Origin of the sequence: Kitasatospora sp. NPDC087315, assembly GCF_044744345.1 — a bacterium.
In the GTDB taxonomy this organism is placed as follows: Bacteria; Actinomycetota; Actinomycetes; order Streptomycetales; family Streptomycetaceae; genus Kitasatospora.
The window spans coordinates 1-19,208 of the sequence record NZ_JBIUYD010000028.1; the positions used below are offsets into that span (position 1 = coordinate 1).

Below are 19,208 nucleotides of genomic sequence, written 5' to 3' on the forward strand. Positions count from 1 at the left end.
GAACTGCCGACCTACGCCTTCGACCACCGCCGGTACTGGCTCGAACCGAACCCGACCACCACCGCCGCCGCCCTGCCCGGAACCGACCCGGTGGAAACCGCGTTCTGGGAAGCCGTCGAACGCGAGGACCTGAACTCACTCGTGACAGCCCTCGAACTCGACGGACCCGACCCACTGACGTCACTGCTACCGTCCCTGGCCTCCTGGCGACGCCGCAGCCGCGAACAGGCACTCACCGACTCCTGGCGCTACCGAATCACCTGGAAACCACTGCCGGAGATCAAGTCCACCGCCCCCTCGGGGGTTTGGCTGCTGGTGACACCCGCCGACCGGCCCGATACACGCCCGGTGGTCGATGCCCTCACCCGGCAGGGCATGACCCTGCTGCCCCTGGAGGTCGGCGCGGCCGACGCCGACCGCGAGGCACTCGCCTCCCGCATCCGGCAGACGCTGGACGGCACGGCCCCCGCCGGAGTGCTCTCCCTCCTGGCACTGGCCGAAGGCCCGCACCCGGGCGGCCTTGGCCTTCCCGCCGGATTCGCCCACACGCTGGCGCTGATCCAGGCCCTCGGCGACGCGGGCACCGACGCGCCGCTCTGGCTCGCCACCCGGAGCGCAGTCACCACCGGCAGGCCGGAATCCGTCGCGGACCCGCTCCAGTCCATGGTCTGGGGCCTGGGACGGATCGCCGCGCTGGAGTACCCCCAGCGCTGGGGCGGCATGATCGACCTCCCCCCGGCCCTCGACCCCGCCTCCGCGGCACGGCTGGCCGTGGTACTGGCAGGCGGGGCCGACGCGGAGAACGAGGTGGCGGTCCGCCCCTCCGCGGCCTTCGGCCGGCGACTCGTCCGAGCCACGCCGAGCGGGACCGAGCGCGGGACCTGGCAGCCCCAGGGCACCGCGCTGATCACCGGCGGCACCGGCGGCCTGGGCGGTCACGTCGCCCGGTGGCTGGCCCGCGGCGGCGCCGAGCACCTGGTACTCGCCAGCCGCAGCGGACCGGCCGCCCCCGGCGCGCAGCAGCTGAAGGCCGAACTCACCGAACTCGGCGCCCGGGTCACCATCGCCGCCTGCGACGTGACCGACCGCGACGCCCTGACCGCACTGCTCGACCGCCTGGACGCCGCGGGCTCCCCCGTGCGGTCGGTCTTCCACACGGCCGGTGTCCTGGACGACGGGGTCATCGACACCGTCACCGCGGACCGGGCCCGCACCGTACTGCGTCCCAAGGTGGATGCCGCGCTGAACCTGCACGAGCTGACCAAGGACCGGGACCTGACCGCATTCGTGCTGTTCTCCTCGTTCGCGGGCACGCTGGGCGGCCCGGGCCAGGGCAGCTATTCGGCGGCGAACGCCTTCCTGGACGCCCTGGCGCAGCAGCGCCACGCCGCCGGCCTGGCGGCGACGGCCGTCGCCTGGGGCCCCTGGGCCGGCGGCGGTCTGGTCGACGACGCCACCGAGGCGCGGCTGCGCAGGAACGGCATGCCGGCGATGGAGCCCGAGTCGGCGATCGCCGCACTCCAGCTGGCCCTCGACCTGGGCGACCCGTTCGTGGCCGTGGCCGACATCGACTGGGAGCGGCTGACGGCGTCCTCGCCCACCGGCCCCACGGCGCCCGTGCTCAGCGAGCTGCCCGAGGTGCGCGGCGTCCTCGGCGCCGCCACCGGATCCGCCGCGGCGACCGGCACCAGCGGCGACGACTCCCCGCTGGCACAGCAGCTGGCGGGCCTGTCGGACGGCGACGCCGAACAGGCCCTGGTGGCGCTGGTCAGTGCCCAGGTGGCCGCCGTACTCGGCTACACCGACCCGGAATCCGTCGAGGTGGGCCGGGCGTTCCGCGAGCTGGGCTTCGACTCGCTCACCGCCGTCGACCTGCGTAACCGGCTGTCGGCCGCGACCGGCATGCGGCTGCCGGTCACCCTGGTCTTCGACTACCCGTCGGTCACCGCGCTGGCCCAGCACCTGCGTTCCGAGCTGATCGGCACCCGGCCCGCCGCGCCCGAGCCGGTATCCGGCGCCGCGCCCGTCGACGACGACCCGATCGCGATCATCGCGATGAGCTGCCGGTTCCCCGGAGGCGTGACCACCCCCGAGGAGCTGTGGGAGCTGATCGACGAGGGCCGCGACGCGGTCTCCGACTTCCCCACCGGCCGGGGCTGGGACATCGAGGGCCGCTACGACCCGGACCCCGACAAGCCGGGCACCTTCTACGCGCGCGGCGGCGGATTCCTCTACGACGCCGACCACTTCGACCCGACGTTCTTCGGAATCTCGCCGCGTGAGGCACTGGCGATCGACCCGCAGCACCGGCTGCTGCTGGAGACCTCCTGGGAGGCCTTCGAACGGGCCGGCATCGCACCGGCGTCGATGAAGGGCACCGAGGCGGGCGTGTTCATCGGCGCCAGCTACAACGACTACGGGTCCCGCTTCCAGCAGGCACCCGAGGAGTTCGAGGGCTACCTCGCGACGGGCAGCGCCAGCAGCGTCGCCTCCGGGCGGGTGTCCTACACCTTCGGTCTGCAGGGACCCTCGCTGACCGTGGACACGGCCTGCTCGTCCTCGCTGCTCGCGCTGCACCTGGCCGCGCAGTCCCTGCGGCAGGGTGAGTGCTCGATGGCGCTGGCCGGCGGTGTGGTCGTGATGTCCACCATGGACAGCTTCATCGAGTTCAGCCGTCAGCGGGCCATGGCCCCCGACGGCCGGTGCAAGGCGTTCTCCGCGCAGGCGGACGGCGCCGGGTGGGCCGAGGGCACCGGGATGGTCCTGCTGGAACGGCTGTCCGACGCCCGGCGCAACGGGCACCGGGTACTCGGCGTGATCCGTGGCTCCGCCGTCAACCAGGACGGCGCCAGCAACGGCCTCACCGCCCCGAACGGGCCCGCGCAGCAGCGCGTCATCCAAACGGCGCTCGCCTCCGCCGGGCTCTCACCGGCGGATGTGGACGCGGTGGAGGCACACGGCACCGGCACCCCGCTCGGTGACCCGATCGAGGCGGGCGCGCTGCTGGCGACGTACGGCCAGGGGCGTTCCGTGGAGCGGCCGTTGTGGCTGGGGGCGCTGAAGTCCAACCTCGGTCACACGCAGGCCGCTTCCGGTGTGGCCGGCGTGATCAAGATGGTGATGGCGATGCGGCACGGTGTGCTGCCCCGCACCCTGCACGCCGACGAGCCCTCCGGGAAGATCGACTGGTCGGCGGGCGCGGTCGAGCTGCTGACCGAGGCCCGGCCCTGGCCGCAGACCGGCGCGCCGCGCCGAGCGGGCGTGTCGGCGTTCGGCGTCAGCGGCACGAATGTCCATCTGATCCTGGAGCAGGCGCCGGAAACCGACGACGAGCCCCAGAGCGCGGCCCCTGCGGCACCGGACAGCGCTTCCGTGGTGCCGTGGGTGGTGTCGGGCAAGTCCCCGGCGGCACTGCGCGCCCAGGCCGCGCGGCTGCGTGAGCAGGTGGCGGCGTCGCCGGAACTGTCGCCGGTGGACGTGGGCTTCTCGCTCGCGACCGCCCGGACGGCGTTCGAGTACCGCGCCGCCGTGACCGGACGCGACGTCGCGGAACTGCTGCGCGGCCTGGAGGGCCTGGCCGACGACCACAGCGACGGCACGCGGCCCGTGCCTGGCCGGACGGCGTTCATGTTCACCGGTCAGGGTGCGCAGCGTCTGGGGATGGGTCGGGAGTTGTATGGGGTGTTTCCGGTGTTCGCGGCGGCGTTCGACGAGGTGTGTGGGGTGGTGGACGGGTTTGTGGACCGTCCGCTGCGTGAGGTCGTCTTCGCGGATCCGTCGGATTCTGCGGTGGCGTTGCTGGAGGGCACCGCGTATGCGCAGGTGGCGCTGTTCGCCGTCGAAGTGGCGCTGTTCCGCCTGGTCGAGTCCTGGGGCGTGCGGGCGGACTTCCTGGTCGGGCACTCCGTGGGCGAACTCGCGGCAGCCCACGTCGCCGGGATCTGGTCCCTCACCGACGCGTGCGCGCTGGTGGCGGCTCGCGGCCGCCTGATGCAGGCCCTTCCCGTGGGTGGGGCGATGGTCTCGGTCATCGCCCCGGAAGAGGACGTTCTGCCGTTCCTCGCCGGCCACGAGGGCCGGGTGGCGGTCGCCGCCGTCAACGGCCCCACCTCCACCGTCCTGTCCGGGGACGAGGACACCGTCCTCGATGTCGTGGCCGCCGGCGGCTGGAAGTCCACGCGGCTGCGGGTCAGCCACGCCTTCCACTCCCCCCGCATGGAACCGATGCTGGAAGAGTTCCGGCACATCGCCGAGGGGCTCACCTACCACGAGCCGCGCATCCCGCTGGTGTCGAACGTGACCGGCGACATCGCCTCGCCCGAGCTGGTCTGCTCGCCGGAGTACTGGGTGCGCCATGTCCGTGAATCGGTGCGCTTCCACGACGGCATGACGGCCCTCAACGCCCGCGGAGTGACCCGCTTCATCGAGCTCGGCCCCGCCGGAGTCCTCACCGCCATGGGCCAGTCCTGCCTCCAGGACGGACAGTTCGTCCCCCTCCTGCGCAAGGACCGCCCCGAAGAAGAAACCACCGTCACCGCCCTGGCCCGCATGCACACCCTCGGCCTGAGCGTCGACTGGAACGCGTTCTTCACCGGACACAACCCCCACCGGATCGACCTGCCCACCTACGCCTTCCAACGCGACCGCTACTGGCTCGACGCACCGACCGCCACCGGCGACCTCACCTCGGCGGGCCTGGGAACCGCCGGACACCCACTGCTCGGCGCCGCCCTCCCCCTCGCGGACAGCGACCGCCTCGTCCTGACCGGACGACTGTCCGTCCAGTCACAGCCATGGCTCGCGGACCACACCGTCTCCGGAGCGATCCTCTTCCCCGGCACCGCGTTCCTGGAACTCGCCGTCCAGGCCGCCGACCGCGTGGGCTGCGACCGAGTGGAAGAACTCACCCTGGAAGCACCCCTGGTACTCCCCGACCACGGCGGCATCGTCCTCCAGATCACCGCGGAAGCCCCCCAGAACAACGGCACCCGCCCGATCACCATCCACTCCCGACCCGAGAACACCGACCCCGACCAGCCCTGGACCCGCCACGCCAGCGGCGAAGTCGGTGTGGGCGCGCAGGGGGGCTCGTACGACCTGCAAGGCGTCTGGCCGCCGGAAGGCGCCACCTCGATCGAGGTCGGCGATCTGTACGAGCGCTTCGCCGAGGGCGGCTTCGGCTACGGCCCCGCCTTCCAGGGCATCCGGGCGGCCTGGCTGGCCGGCGACGCCGTGTACGCCGAGGTGCGGCTCCCCGAGGAACAGCAGGCGCCCGCCGGTGCGTACGGACTGCACCCGGCCCTGCTCGACGCCGCGCTGCACAGCATCGCCCTCAGCCCGTCGCTGCAACTCGGCGGAGGAAAGCTGCCGTTCTCCTGGGCGGGAGTCACGCTGCACGGTTCGGGCGCCGGCGAGGTGCGGGTACGGCTGACTCCCGTCGGCTCCGACACGGTGTCGCTGACCCTGTCGGACCCGATCGGCCGGCCGGTGGCGACCATCGACTCGCTCGCCCTGCGGGCGCGGCCCGAACAGCTGGGCACTCCCGCCACGGACAACTCCCTGTACGTGCTGGACTGGACCGAGCTCCAGCCGAACACCGACGAACCCACCGCCACGACGGGCTGGGCCCTGATCGGTGACGACGGCCTCGGCGTGGCGGCCGGACCGGGGCTGCGGGCCTACCCGGACCTGGACGCCCTGGCAGCCGCCACGGACCTGGCGGCACCGCCCGAGGTCGTACTCGTGACCTGCCCGCCGCAGTCCGCGCACCCCTCGGAGTCCGCCGGGGCCGGGGGTCTCGCCGCATCGGTGCGCGCGGCCCTCGACCGGGCGCTGGGGCTGGTCCAGGGGTGGCTGGCCGACGAGCGGTTCGCCGCGTCGCGGATGGTCTTCCTCACGCGCGGCGCCGTTGCCGCAGGGCCCGACGAGCAGGTGACCGACCTGTCGCACGCCGCGGTCTGGGGACTGGTCCGCTCCGCACAGTCCGAGAACCCGGACCGGTTCGTCCTGGTCGACCTCGACGCCGAAGGCACCGAAGGCACCGAAGACGTCGAAGGCACCGACCACGCGACGGCCCCGGACAGCCTGCCCGCGCTGCTGCGGGCGCTCGCCGGTGACGAGCCGCAGCTGGCACTGCGCGGCGGCTCGGTACGGGCCGCCAGGCTGGCACGCGTACCCGCACAGCCCGGCCCCGCCGAGCCGTCGGCCGCCGACTGGGGCGCCGGCACGGTGCTGGTCACCGGTGCCACCGGTGTCATCGGCGGCGTGATGGCACGCCATCTGGTCGCCGAGTGCGGCGTGCGCCATCTGCTGCTGACCAGCCGGCGCGGCGCGGAGGCCGACGGCGCGAAGGAGCTGTGCGCCGAACTCACGGCGCTCGGCGCCGACGTCACCCTGACCGCCTGTGACGTCGCGGACCGCGCGGACCTGGCCCGGCTGCTGGCCGGCGTCGGCGCCGCGCACCCGCTCACCGCGGTCGTGCACACCGCCGGTGTGCTGGACGACGGCGTCGTCGGCTCGCTCACCTCCGAACGGGTCGACCGGGTGCTGCGGCCCAAGGTGGACGCGGCGGTCAACCTGCATGAACTGACCCGCGGCCTCGGGCTCTCCGCCCTGGTGCTGTTCTCCTCCATCGCCGGCACGTTCGGCGGCATGGGCCAGGGCAACTACGCGGCGGCGAACGCGTTCCTCGACGCCTACGCCACCCACTGCCGCGCCCAGGGCTTCCCCGTCCAGTCGATGGCGTGGGGGCTGTGGGAGCAGCGCAGCGACATGACCGGAAAGCTGGCCGACGCGGACCTCTCGCGGCTGGCCCGCGGCGGCATCGTCGCGTTCTCCTCCGCCGAGGGCGCCGCGCTGTTCGACGCGGCACGGACGCTGGACGCGCCGGTGGTGCTGCCGATGCGGCTGGACACCGCGGCCCGGGCCAACGGCCCCGGCCCCGTGCCGCCGTTGCTCCGCGGTCTGGTCCGGCCCCCCGTCCGGCCGACGGCCCGCCGCACCACGGCCGGCGGCGGCACGGCCGCCGATGCCGCCGACGGGCTGATGCGACGGCTGGCGGGACTGCCCGAGGCCGAGCGTGGCCGGCTGCTGCTGGACCTGGTCAGGTCCCAGGCGGCGACCGTCCTCGGGTTCACCGACCCGAACGCGATCGACGTCGACCGCGGGCTGCTGGAGCTGGGCTTCGACTCGCTCACCGCGGTCGAACTGCGCAACCAGCTGAACAGGGTGACCGGACTGCGGCTGCCCGCCACCCTGCTCTTCGACTACCCGACGACGAGCGCGATCGCGGAACACCTCGCGGACTCGGTCACTCCGGCCGAGCCGGCGGCCGCCCCGCTGGTCTTCCCCGAACTCGACCGACTGGAGCAGGACCTGCCGCGGGTGGCCGCGGACGAGGCCGCCCGGACCAGACTCACCACCCGCCTGCAGGACCTCTTGTCGAAGCTGGGCCACGCCCAGGACGCGGTGGGCGAACTCGCGACAGCCGAACTCGATTCGGCGTCCGACGACGAGATCTTCGACTTCATCGAAAACGAACTCGGCCTTTCCTGAAGAAAGCGGCGGTTGAACGGTGAGCACCGTGAGCGAAGACAAGCTTCGCGACTACCTCAAGCGTGTGACGACGGATCTGCACCGCACGCGCCAGCGTCTGCAGAAGATCGAGGAAAGGGACCACGAGCCCATCGCGATCGTCGGCATGAGCTGCCGCTACGCCGGGGGCGTCCGAACCCCGGAGGACATGTGGCGGCTCCTGATCGAGGGGCGTGACGCGGTCGGCCCGATGCCCGGGGACCGGGCCTGGGACATCAAGGCCCTGTACGACCCCGACCCGGACGCCCGGGGCAAGAGCTACGTGGAGGAGGGGGCCTTCCTCGACGGGGCGTACGACTTCGACCCCGGGTTCTTCGGCATCTCCCCGCGTGAGGCGCTGGCCATGGACCCCCAGCAGCGGCTGCTGCTGGAGACCGCGTGGGAGACCTTCGAGCGGGCCGGCATCGACCCGACCTCGCTCAAGGGCAGCCGGACCGGTGTGTACGCGGGCGTGATGTACCAGGACTACGGCTCCCGGCTGACCACGGTGCCCGAGGACGTCGAGGGCTACCTCGGCGCCGGCGGTTCCGGCAGCATCGCCTCGGGCCGGATCTCCTACACCTTCGGTCTCGAAGGGCCCGCCGTCAGCGTGGACACGGCCTGCTCGTCCTCGCTGGTGGCACTGCACCTGGCCACGCAGGCGCTGCGCCGCGGCGACTGCTCGCTGGCCCTGGTCGGCGGCTCCATGGTGATGTCCACCCCGGTCGCGTTCGTCGAGTACGCCCGGCAGCGGGCGCTCTCCTCCGACGGCCGCTGCAAGGCGTTCTCCGCGCGGGCGGACGGCACCGGCTGGGGCGAGGGCGTCGGCATGCTCCTGGTGGAGCGGCTGTCCGACGCCCGGCGCAACGGGCACCGGGTGCTCGCCGTGATCCGTGGCTCGGCCGTCAACCAGGACGGCGCCAGCAGCGGACTGACGGCACCGAACGGGCCCTCCCAGCAACGGGTGATCCGCGCCGCGCTGGCCGACGCGGGGCTGTCCGCCGCCGAGGTCGAGGCGGTGGAGGCGCACGGCACCGGCACCAGGCTCGGCGACCCGATCGAGGCCGGCGCACTGCTGGCCACCTACGGCGCGGAACGCCCCGAGGGCCGGCCGCTGTGGCTGGGCTCCCTGAAGTCCAACCTCGCGCACACCCAGGCCGCGTCCGGGGTCGGCGGTGTCATCAAGATGGTGCTCGCGCTCCAGCACGGGATCCTGCCGAAGACGCTGCACGCCGAGGACCGCAGCCCCATGGTCGACTGGGAGTCCGGCGGCGTCGAGCTGCTGACGGAGTCCCGGGAGTGGCCGGAGACCGGCGCCCCGCGCCGGGCCGCCGTGTCCGGGTTCGGCTTCAGCGGCACCAACGCCCACGTGATCCTGGAGCAGGCGCCCGAGACGCCGGCGGACGACGAGGACGCCACCGCCGGCCCGGCCCCGCACGCAACCCTCCCGGCGCTGCCCTTCCTCGTCTCCGGCAGGACCGCGGAGGCGCTCCGGGCCCAGGCCGGGCGGCTCCTCGACCACCTGGGCGCCCACCCGGACCTGGCCGCCGCCAACCTGGGGCGCTCGCTGGCCCTGGAGCGGGCCTCCCTCGAACACCGCGCCGCGGTCATCGCCCAGGACCTGGACGGGCTCCTGAGCGGTCTGCGGGCCCTCGCCGACGGCGAACCGGCGGCGCGGCTCGTCCAGGGCCTGGCGGACAGCCGCCGCAAGACGGTGTTCGTCTTCCCGGGCCAGGGCTCGCAATGGGTCGGCATGGCCCGCCCGCTGCTGGCCTCCTCGCCGGTCTTCGCCGAACAACTGCGCGCCTGCGACGAGGCGTTGGCCCCGTATCTGAACTGGTCCGTCATCGACGTCCTCGGCGAGGGCGCGGGCGCGCCACCGGCCGACCGCATCGACGTCGTCCAGCCGGTGCTGTTCTCCGTGATGGTGTCGCTGGCCGCGCTGTGGCGCGCGCACGGTGTCGAGCCCGCCGCGGTCGTCGGGCACTCCCAGGGCGAGGTGGCCGCCGCCTACGTGGCGGGCGCCCTGTCGCTGCCGGACGCCGCCCGGGTGGTCGCGCTGCGCAGCAGGGCGGCGCTGGAGATCGAGGGCAAGGGCGGCATGCTCTCGGTGCTGGCCCCCGCCGGGCGGATCGCGCCCCTGCTGGAGGGCCGGGCCGACCGGATCTCCCTCGCCGCGGGCAACAGCCCCGTCTCCGTGACGGTCGCCGGCGATCCCGACGCCCTCGACGAGCTGATGGCCCGGCTCACCGCCGACGGCATCAAGGCCCGCCGGGTCCCCGGGGTGCTGGTGGCCAGCCACTCCCCGCACGTCGACGCGCTGCGCGAACGGCTGCTCGCCGACCTGGCACCCGTCGAGCCACGCGCCGCGCGGATCCCCTTCTACTCCACGGTGACCGGCGCCGTGCAGGACACCGGCGCGCTCGACGCCGACTACTGGTACCGGAACATGCGCCGGCCGGTCGAGTTCGAGCGGGCGGTCCGCGCGCTGCTCGCCGACGGCCACACCGCGTTCATCGAGACCAGCCCCCACCCCGTCCTCGCGATGGCGATGCAGGAGACCTTCGAGGACGCCGCCGCGGGCGCCGTCGCCGTCGGCACGCTGCGGCGCGAGGAGGGCGGCTACGACCGCTTCCTCGCCTCCCTCGGCGAACTGCACGTCGCCGGCGGTTCCGTGGACTGGAACACGGTGTTCGCCGGCACCGGGGCGCGCAGCGTCCAGCTGCCCACCTACGCGTTCCAGCGGCAGCGCTACTGGCTGGAGTCCCCGGTGGCAACCGGGGACGTGGCGTCGGCCGGGCTCGGCGCCGCCGACCACCCGCTGCTCGGTGCCGCCGTGCACCTGGCGGACTCCGACCGGCTGCTGCTGACCGGCCGGCTGTCCCTGGAGACCTCCCCGTGGCTCGCCGACCACGCCCTCACCGGCAGCGTCCTGCTGCCCGGCACGGCGTTCCTCGAACTCGCGGTGCAGGCCGCCGACCGGGTCGGCTGCGCACAGGTCGAGGAACTCACGCTTCAGGCGCCGCTCCTGCTGCCCGGAACCGGCGGCGTGGCGGTGCAGGTCACCGTCAGCGAGCCGGACGTCACCGGACGCCGGACGGTGGGCGTCTACTCGCGCGCGGAGAACACGGCGGAGGACGCCTGGGTCGCCCACGCCTCCGGCACGGTCGTCCCCGCCGCCGAACCGGCCTCCTTCGACCTCGCCGTGTGGCCTCCCGCCGGCGCCGAACCCGTGGCCGTCCAGGACCTCTACGAGCGGTACGCCGAGAACGGGTTCGGCTACGGGCCCGCCTTCCGCGGCCTGCGCGCGGCCTGGCGGCTCGGTGACGACGTCTTCGCCGAGGTACGGCTGCCGGAGGAGCACCAGGAGGGCGCCCGCGCCTACGGACTCCACCCCGCGCTGCTCGACGCGGCACTGCACGGCATCGCGCTCGGGCCGCTGTTCGAGTCCGGGGAGGACGGAAGCAGCGGCAACGGGCGACTGCCGTTCTCGTGGACGGGCGTCACCCTGCACGCCTCCGGCGCCGGCGAGGTGCGGGTACGGCTGTCCCCGGCGGGCCCCGAAGCGGTCGCCATCCGGGTCACCGACACGGCCGGCCGGCCGGTGGCGTCCGTCGACGCGCTGCTGCTGCGCGAGATCCGCCCCGAGCAGCTCTCCGGCGCGCGGGCCGCGCTCACCGACGCGCTGTTCCGGGTCGACTGGAACCCGCTGACGCTCGCCGACCCCGGGCCCGCCACCCCCTGGGGCGTGTGGGGCGCGGACCGGCTGGGGCTCGGCGCCCTGCCGGGACTGGCGCCGCTGGACCTGCCGGCCCTGGACGCGGCCGGCGGCCCGGCACCGGAGGTCGTGCTCGTCCCGTGCGCCCCCGAACCGGACACCCACGGGACCGGAGCCGGCGCGTGCGACGCCGGGGCGGCCCGGGCCGCCGCCGAACGGGCCCTCGACCTGGTGCAGGCCTGGCTGCGCGACGAACGCCTCGCCGATTCCCGGCTGGTGTTCGTCACCCGCGGCGCCGCCCTGCCGGGCGAGGACGTCCACGACCTGGCACACGCCACCGTGTGGGGCCTGGTGCGCTCCGCCCAGACGGAGAACCCCGGCCGCTTCACCCTGGTCGACATCGACGGGCACCAGGACTCCGTACGGGCCCTCCGCGCCGCGGTGGCCACCGGCGAGCCCCAACTGGCGATCCGCGAGGGCGCCGTACGGGCGGCCAGGCTGGCCCGCGTACCCGCCCCGGCCGCCGGGAACACCCTCGGCTGGGACGGCGACGGCACCGTGCTGATCAGCGGCACGGGCACGCTCGGCGGACTGCTGGCCCGCCACCTGGTCACCCGGCACGGCATCCGCCATCTGCTGCTGACCAGCCGCCGCGGCCCCGGGGCCGACGGCGCGGACGAACTGCGGGCGGAGCTCACGGCGCTCGGCGCCCAGGTCACCCTGGCCGCCTGCGACGCCGCGGACCGCGACGCCCTGGCCGCGCTGCTGGCCGGCATCGACCAGGCGCACCCGCTCACCGCGGTCGTGCACACCGCCGGTGTGCTGGACGACGGCGTCGTGAACGGGCTGACCCCCGAACAGCTGCACCGGGTGCTGCGCCCCAAGGTCGACGCGGCCGTCAACCTGCACGAGCTGACCGCCGGCCTGGACCTGTCCGGCTTCGTGCTGTACTCCTCCGCGGCGGGCGTCCTCGGCGGTCCCGGCCAGGCCAACTACGCCGCGGCCAACGCGTTCCTGGACGCCCTGGCCCGCCACCGCCGGGCGCGCGGCCTGGCCGGCCAGTCGCTGGCCTGGGGCCTGTGGGCCGACCGCAGCGGCATGACCGGCCACCTCGACGCCGAGGACACCGCGCGCTCCACCCGCTCGGGTGTCGCCCCGCTCTCCGCCGACCAGGGCATGGTGCTGTTCGACGCCGCCGCGGCAGTGGACGAGCCGCTGCTGGTGCCCATGCTGCTGGACACCGCCGCGCTGCGGGCGGGCGCCGCCACCGGCTCCGTCCCGGCCCTGCTCCAGGGACTGGTACGGACCCCGGCCCGCCGCACGGTCGAGGCCGGGACGCCGGCGGACAGCGCGGACTCGCTCGCGCGGCGTCTCGCCGGGCAGACCGGGACCGAGCAGCAGCGCTTCCTGCTGGACCTGGTGCGCTCCCTGGTCGCGGCCGTGCTGGGGCACGCCTCGTCCGACTCGATCGCCGCGGACCGGGCCTTCCGGGAGCTCGGCTTCGACTCGCTGACGTCGGTGCAGCTCCGGAACCGGCTGAACACGGCCACCGGGCTGCGGCTGCCGACCACGCTGGTCTTCGACTACCCGAACCCCACGGCGCTCGCCGAATACCTGCGGACCGAAGCGCTGGGCGACCGGCTGCGTACGGCCGTCGGGAAGACGGTTGCCTCACCGGCCGGCGACGGCTCCGGTTCTGGTTCCGGCTCCGACGACGCGATCGCCGTCGTCGGCATGAGCTGCCGGTTCCCCGGCGGCGTGCGGAGCCCGGAGGACCTGTGGCGGCTGGTGTCCCAGGGCACGGACGCGATGGCCGCGATGCCGACCGACCGCGGCTGGGACGTCGACGACCTGTACGACCCGACGGGCCGCCTGCCCGGCAAGTCCTACGCGAACGAGGGCGCGTTCCTCTACGACGCCTACGACTTCGACCCCGCCTTCTTCGGCATCTCGCCGCGCGAGGCGCTGGCGATGGACCCGGTACAGCGGCTGCTTCTGGAGACCTCCTGGGAGGCCTTCGAACGGGCCGGCATCGACCCCGTCTCGCTGAAGGGCAGCCCGACCGGCGTGTTCGCGGGCCTGATGTACCAGGACTACAGCATGCGGCTGCCACAGGTGCCGGAGGACCTGGAGGCGTACATCGGCAGCGGCAGCTCCGGCAGCATCGCCTCCGGTCGCATCGCGTACACCATGGGCCTGGAGGGCCCGGCGGTGACGGTCGACACGGCCTGCTCGTCGTCGCTGGTGGCGCTGCACCTGGCGGCGGAGTCGCTGCGCCGGGGCGAGTGCTCGATGGCGCTGGCCGGCGGTGCCACCGTGATGTCGACTCCCAACCTCTTCGTCGACTTCAGCCGCCAGGGCGGCCAGGCCCGCGACGGCCGGTGCAAGGCGTTCTCCGCGCAGGCGGACGGCACCGGCTGGGGCGAGGGTGCCGGAATGCTGCTCCTGGAGCGGCTGTCCGACGCGCGGCGCAACGGGCACCGGGTGCTCGCCGTGATCCGGGGCAGCGCGATCAACCAGGACGGCGCGAGCAACGGGATGAGTGCGCCGAACGGTCCTTCGCAGCAGCGGGTGATCCGGGCCGCGCTGGCATCCGCCGGCCTGGGCACGGCCGATGTGGACGCGGTGGAGGCGCACGGCACCGGGACGACGCTGGGTGACCCGATCGAGGCCGGTGCCCTGCTGGCGACCTATGGCCAGGGGCGTTCCGTGGAGCGGCCGTTGTGGCTGGGGGCGCTGAAGTCCAACCTCGGTCACACGCAGGCCGCTTCCGGTGTGGCCGGCGTCATCAAGATGGTGATGGCGATGCGGCACGGCGTGCTGCCCGCGACCCTGCACGTGGACGAGCCGTCCCCGCACGTCGACTGGTCGGCGGGCGCGGTCGAGCTGCTGACCGAGGCCCGGCCCTGGCCGCAGACCGGCGCGCCGCGCCGAGCCGGTGTGTCCGCGTTCGGGATCAGCGGCACCAACGCACACACCATCCTGGAACAGGCACCGGAAACCGACGACGAACCCTCGGCCACGTCGCCGGCTGCGCCCGGGGGCACTGGTTCCGTGGTGCCGTGGGTGGTGTCGGGCAAGTCCCCGGCGGCACTGCGCGCCCAGGCCGCGCGGCTGCGCGAGCAGGTGGCGGCGTCGCCGGAACTGTCACCCGTGGACGTGGGCTTCTCGCTCGCGACCGCCCGCACGGCCTTCGAGTACCGCGCCGCCGTGACCGGGCGCGACACCGGTGAACTGGCCATCGCCCTGGAGGCGTTGGCCTCCGGTGACACCACCGGTACGCAGGCGACCGACGGCCCGACCGCGTTCATGTTCACCGGTCAGGGTGCGCAGCGTCTGGGGATGGGTCGGGAGTTGTATGGGGTGTTCCCGGTGTTCGCGGCGGCGTTCGACGAGGTGTGTGCAGTGGTGGACGGGTTTGTGGACCGTCCGCTGCGTGAGGTCGTCTTCGCCGATCCGTCCGACCCTGCGGCGGCGCTCCTGGAAGGCACCGCGTATGCGCAGGTGGCACTGTTCGCCATCGAAGTGGCGCTGTTCCGCCTGGTCGAGTCCTGGGGCGTGCGCGCGGACTTCCTGGTCGGACACTCCGTCGGCGAACTCGCGGCAGCCCACGTCGCCGGGGTGTGGTCCCTCGCGGACGCCTGTGCTTTGGTGGCGGCTCGAGGCCGCCTGATGCAGGCCCTTCCCGTGGGTGGGGCCATGGTGTCGGTCGTGGCCTCGGAAGAGGACGTGCTGCCGTTCCTCGCCGGCTATGAGGACCGCGTCGCGGTCGCCGCCGTCAACGGCCCCACCTCCACCGTCCTGTCCGGGGACGAGGACACCGTCCTCGATGTCGTGGCCGCCGGCGGCTGGAAGTCCACCCGGCTGCGCGTCAGCCACGCCTTCCACTCCCCCCGCATGGAACCGATGCTGGAAGAGTTCCAGCACATCGCCGAGGGGCTCACCTACCACGAGCCGCGCATCCCCCTGGTGTCGAACGTGACCGGCGACATCGCCGCACCGGAACTGCTCTGCTCGCCCGAGTACTGGGTACGTCACGTCCGTGAATCGGTGCGGTTCCACGACGGCATGACGGCCCTCAACGCCCGCGGAGTGACCCGCTTCATCGAGCTCGGCCCCGCCGGAGTCCTCACCGCCATGGGCCAGTCCTGCCTCCAGGACGGACAGTTCATCCCCCTCCTGCGCAAGGACCGCCCCGAAGAGGAAACCGCCGTCACCGCCCTGGCCCGCATGCACACCCTCGGCCTCACCATCGACTGGAACGCCTACTTCACCGGACACAACCCCCACCGGATCGACCTGCCCACCTACGCCTTCCAACGCGACCGCTACTGGCTCGACGCACCGACCGCCACCGGCGACCTCACCTCGGCGGGCCTGGGAACCGCCGGACACCCACTGCTCGGCGCCGCCCTCCCCCTCGCGGACAGCGACCGCCTCGTCCTGACCGGACGACTGTCCGTCCAGTCACAGCCATGGCTCGCGGACCACGCCGTCTCCGGAGCGATCCTCTTCCCCGGCACCGCGTTCCTGGAACTCGCCGTCCAGGCCGCCGACCGCGTGGGCTGCGACCGAGTGGAAGAACTCACCCTGGAAGCACCCCTGGTACTCCCCGACCACGGCGGCATCGTCCTCCAGATCACCGCGGAAGCCCCCCAGAACAACGGCACCCGCCCGATCACCATCCACTCCCGACCCGAGAACACCGACCCCGACAAGCCCTGGACCCGCCACGCCAGCGGCGCCCTGGGCATCGATGACGGCACCGCACCCGCCATCGGCCCCGACCTGGGCGTGTGGCCCCCGGCGGGTGCGGAGCCCGTCGAGGTCGGCGATCTGTACGAGCGCTTCGCCGAGGCCGGCTTCGGCTACGGCCCCGCGTTCCAGGGGCTGCGGCACGTGTGGGTGGCCGACGACGCCGTGTACGCCGAGGTGCGGCTGCCCGAGGAACAGCGGGCGCCCGCCGGTGCGTACGGACTGCACCCGGCCCTGCTCGACGCCGCGCTGCACGGCATCGCCCTCGGCTCGCTCATCGACAGCGGCGAGGGGGAGGGCCGGCTGCCGTTCTCCTGGACGGGCGTGTCCCTGCGGGCCTCCGGAGCGACGGAACTGCGGGTGCGGATCGGCGTCGCGGGCACCGACGCGGTGTCCGTGGCGGTCGCGGACTCCTCCGGCAGCCCGGTCGCCGCCATCGACGCGCTGGTGCTGCGCAGGATGTCGGCCGCGCAGCTCGGGGCCGCCCGGCCGACCGGGCACGAGGCGCTGTTCCGGGTCGACTGGCCGTCCGTGCCGGCCCCGGCGCAGCTGCCGGGGCCCACCAGGCTGGCCCTGGTCGGACCGGACGACCTCAAGCACCTGGAGGTCCTGGAGGACCTCGGGTTCTTCCTGGAGTCCTACACGGACCTGGTCGCGCTCACCGGTGCCGTCGCCTCGGGCAGTTCGGCCCCCGCGATGGTGCTCGTCCCGTGCCCGTCCGCACCGGACGGCGCCGAGTCGGTACGGACCGCCACCCGCCGTGCTCTGTCCCTGGTGCAGTCCTGGCTCGCGGACGAGCGGTTCGCGTCGTCCCGGATGGTGTTCGTCACCCGGCGGGCAGTCGCCACCGCCCCCGGTGAGGGTGTGTCCGATCTGGCCAACGCCGCGGTCTGGGGCCTGGTCCGCGCGGCGCAGTCGGAGCATCCCGACCGCTTCGTCCTGGTCGACGTCGACGAGGACGAGGCGTCCGGCCGGGCCCTGGGCGCGGCGCTGCTGTCCGGCGAACCTCAGCTGGCGGTGCGCGGCGGCGAACTCACGGTGCCGCGGCTGGCCAGGGTGACGTCCGTTCCGCAGACCGGCGCGCCGGCCTGGAACGCCGACGGCACCGTTCTGATCACCGGTACGGGCCTTCTGGGCGGCCTGCTCGCCCGGCACCTCGTCCGGCAGCGGGGCGTCCGCCGGCTGGTGCTGACCAGTCGGCGCGGCCCGGCCGCCGAGGGTGCCGAGGCTCTGCGGGCCGAACTCACCGGGCTCGGCGCCCAGGTCACCGTCGCCGCCTGCGACGCCGCCGACCGCGAGGCGCTGGCCGCGGTGCTCGCCGCGATCCCCGCGGACCATCCGCTGACCGCCGTGGTGCACACGGCGGGCGTCGTCGACGACAGTCTGGTCGACGGGCTCACGCCGGAGCGGCTGGACACGGTGCTGCGGCCGAAGGTGGACGCCGTGCTGAACCTGCACGAGCTGACGCGCGACCAGGACCTCGCCGCCTTCATGGTGTACTCCTCGGCGGCCGGGGTGCTGGGCAGTGCGGGCCAGGCCAACTACGCGGCGGCGAACGCCTTCCTGGACGCGTTCGCGCACAGCCGGCGCGGCCAGGGGCTGCCCGCCACCTCGCTCGCCTGGGGGCCCTGGGACGAACTCAGCACCATGACCGCCACGCTCGACGCCGGCGACATCGCCCGTGCGGCTCGCGCCGGTGTGGGCGGGCTGTCGTCCGAGGAGGGCCTGCGGCTGTTCGAGACGGCGCTCGGCCTGGAGGACCCGCTGCTGGTGCCGATCCGAATCGACACCGCGGCGCTGCGGACCGGTACTTCGGGCGTCGCCCTTCCCGCCGTGCTCCGCGGCCTGGTGCGCACCCCGGGCCGCCGGACCGTGGCCACGGCCGTGTCCGGCGACGGCGGCACGGGCGGACCGTCCCTGGCCGGGCGCCTGGCGGCGATGCCGGAGGCCGAACAGCTCGGCGTGCTGATCGACCTGGTGCGGGTCCAGGTGGCCGCCGTGCTGGGCCACTCGGGGCCGCAGTCGGTGCCCGAGGACCACCAGTTCGTGGATTCCGGCTTCGACTCGCTCACCGCGGTCGAGCTGCGGAACCGCCTGAACGCCGCCACCGGGCTGCGACTGCCCGCCACCCTGGCCTTCGACCACCGCACCCCGGCCGACCTGGCGGAGCGGCTGCGCCGCGAGCTGGCCGAGGCGCCGGCCGCCACGGGCCGCGCACCGGAGTCGCCGGCAGCCGCCCAGGCCGCCGCCGAGGGCGGTTCGGCGACGCTGAGCTCGCTCTACATGGGGGCCTTTCAGCGTGGCAAGTGGGGAGAGGCGTTCGACCTGCTGCGGGCCGTCGCCGCGCTGCGGCCGCAGTTCAGCTCCTCCGCCGACCTCGACAAGCCGCCGACGCCGATCAGGCTCGGCCGGGGCGAGGCACCGACCCAGGTGTTCTGCCTCCCCTCGTGCCTCGCCCTGGCCGGACTGCACCAGTACGCGCGGTTCGCGTCGTCCTTCAGGGGACTGCGCGACGTGTCGGCGCTTCCGCTGCCCGGATTCGTCCGGGACGAGAGCCTCCCGGCGACCATGGACGCCGTCGTCCAGGCCCAGGCGGCGGCCATCGCCGAGGCCGCGGACGGTGCCCCGTTCGTCCTGCTCGGAACGTCGGCGGGCGGCTGGTTCGCCCAGGCCGCGGCGGGCCGGCTCGAAGACCTGGGCATCCGGCCGGCCGGTGTCGTCCTGGTGGACACGTACGTGCCCAAGAGCAACTTCGTCAACCAGTTCGGGCTGGCCCTGATGGACGGCATGACGGAACGCGAAGGCACCTTCGTCGCGATGGACGACGACCGGCTGACGGCGATGGGCTGGTACCTCGACATCTGCAAGGAGTGGGAGCCGCGGCCCGTCGACGCGCCCACCCTGCTCGTCCGGGCCGAGGAGCCGCTGGCCGGCGGCAACACCCAGGCCGCCCCCGAGAAGTGGCGCTCCTACTGGGACCTGCCCCATGACGTCGTCGACGTCCGGGGCAACCACTTCAGCGTGATGGAGGACCACGTCGCCTCCACCGCGGCCGCCGTCGAGGCCTGGATCTCGGCCCTGCCGCCGCAGGACGACGCCCGGTGAGCGCGCTCGCCGGCGCACCTCCGCGCGGGACGCGGTTCGCATTCGACCAGTACCGGCA

Annotated in this window: 2 protein-coding genes; both read left to right on the forward strand. The window is 74.0% G+C overall.

All coding sequences use genetic code 11. The features are described 5' to 3' along the window. Positions 1-90 precede the first annotated feature (90 nt). The gene (locus ACIO5D_RS31855) at positions 91-7,554 is read left to right on the forward strand and encodes an SDR family NAD(P)-dependent oxidoreductase (RefSeq protein ID WP_400799392.1); all 7,464 of its coding nucleotides are present in this window, start codon (positions 91-93) and stop codon (positions 7,552-7,554) included. A gap of 28 nt (positions 7,555-7,582) precedes the next feature. Continuing rightward, a complete protein-coding gene (locus tag ACIO5D_RS31860; RefSeq protein WP_400799395.1) occupies positions 7,583-19,150 on the forward strand; it encodes a type I polyketide synthase in 11,568 nt (3,855 codons plus the stop codon). Positions 19,151-19,208: the final 58 nt, after the last annotated feature.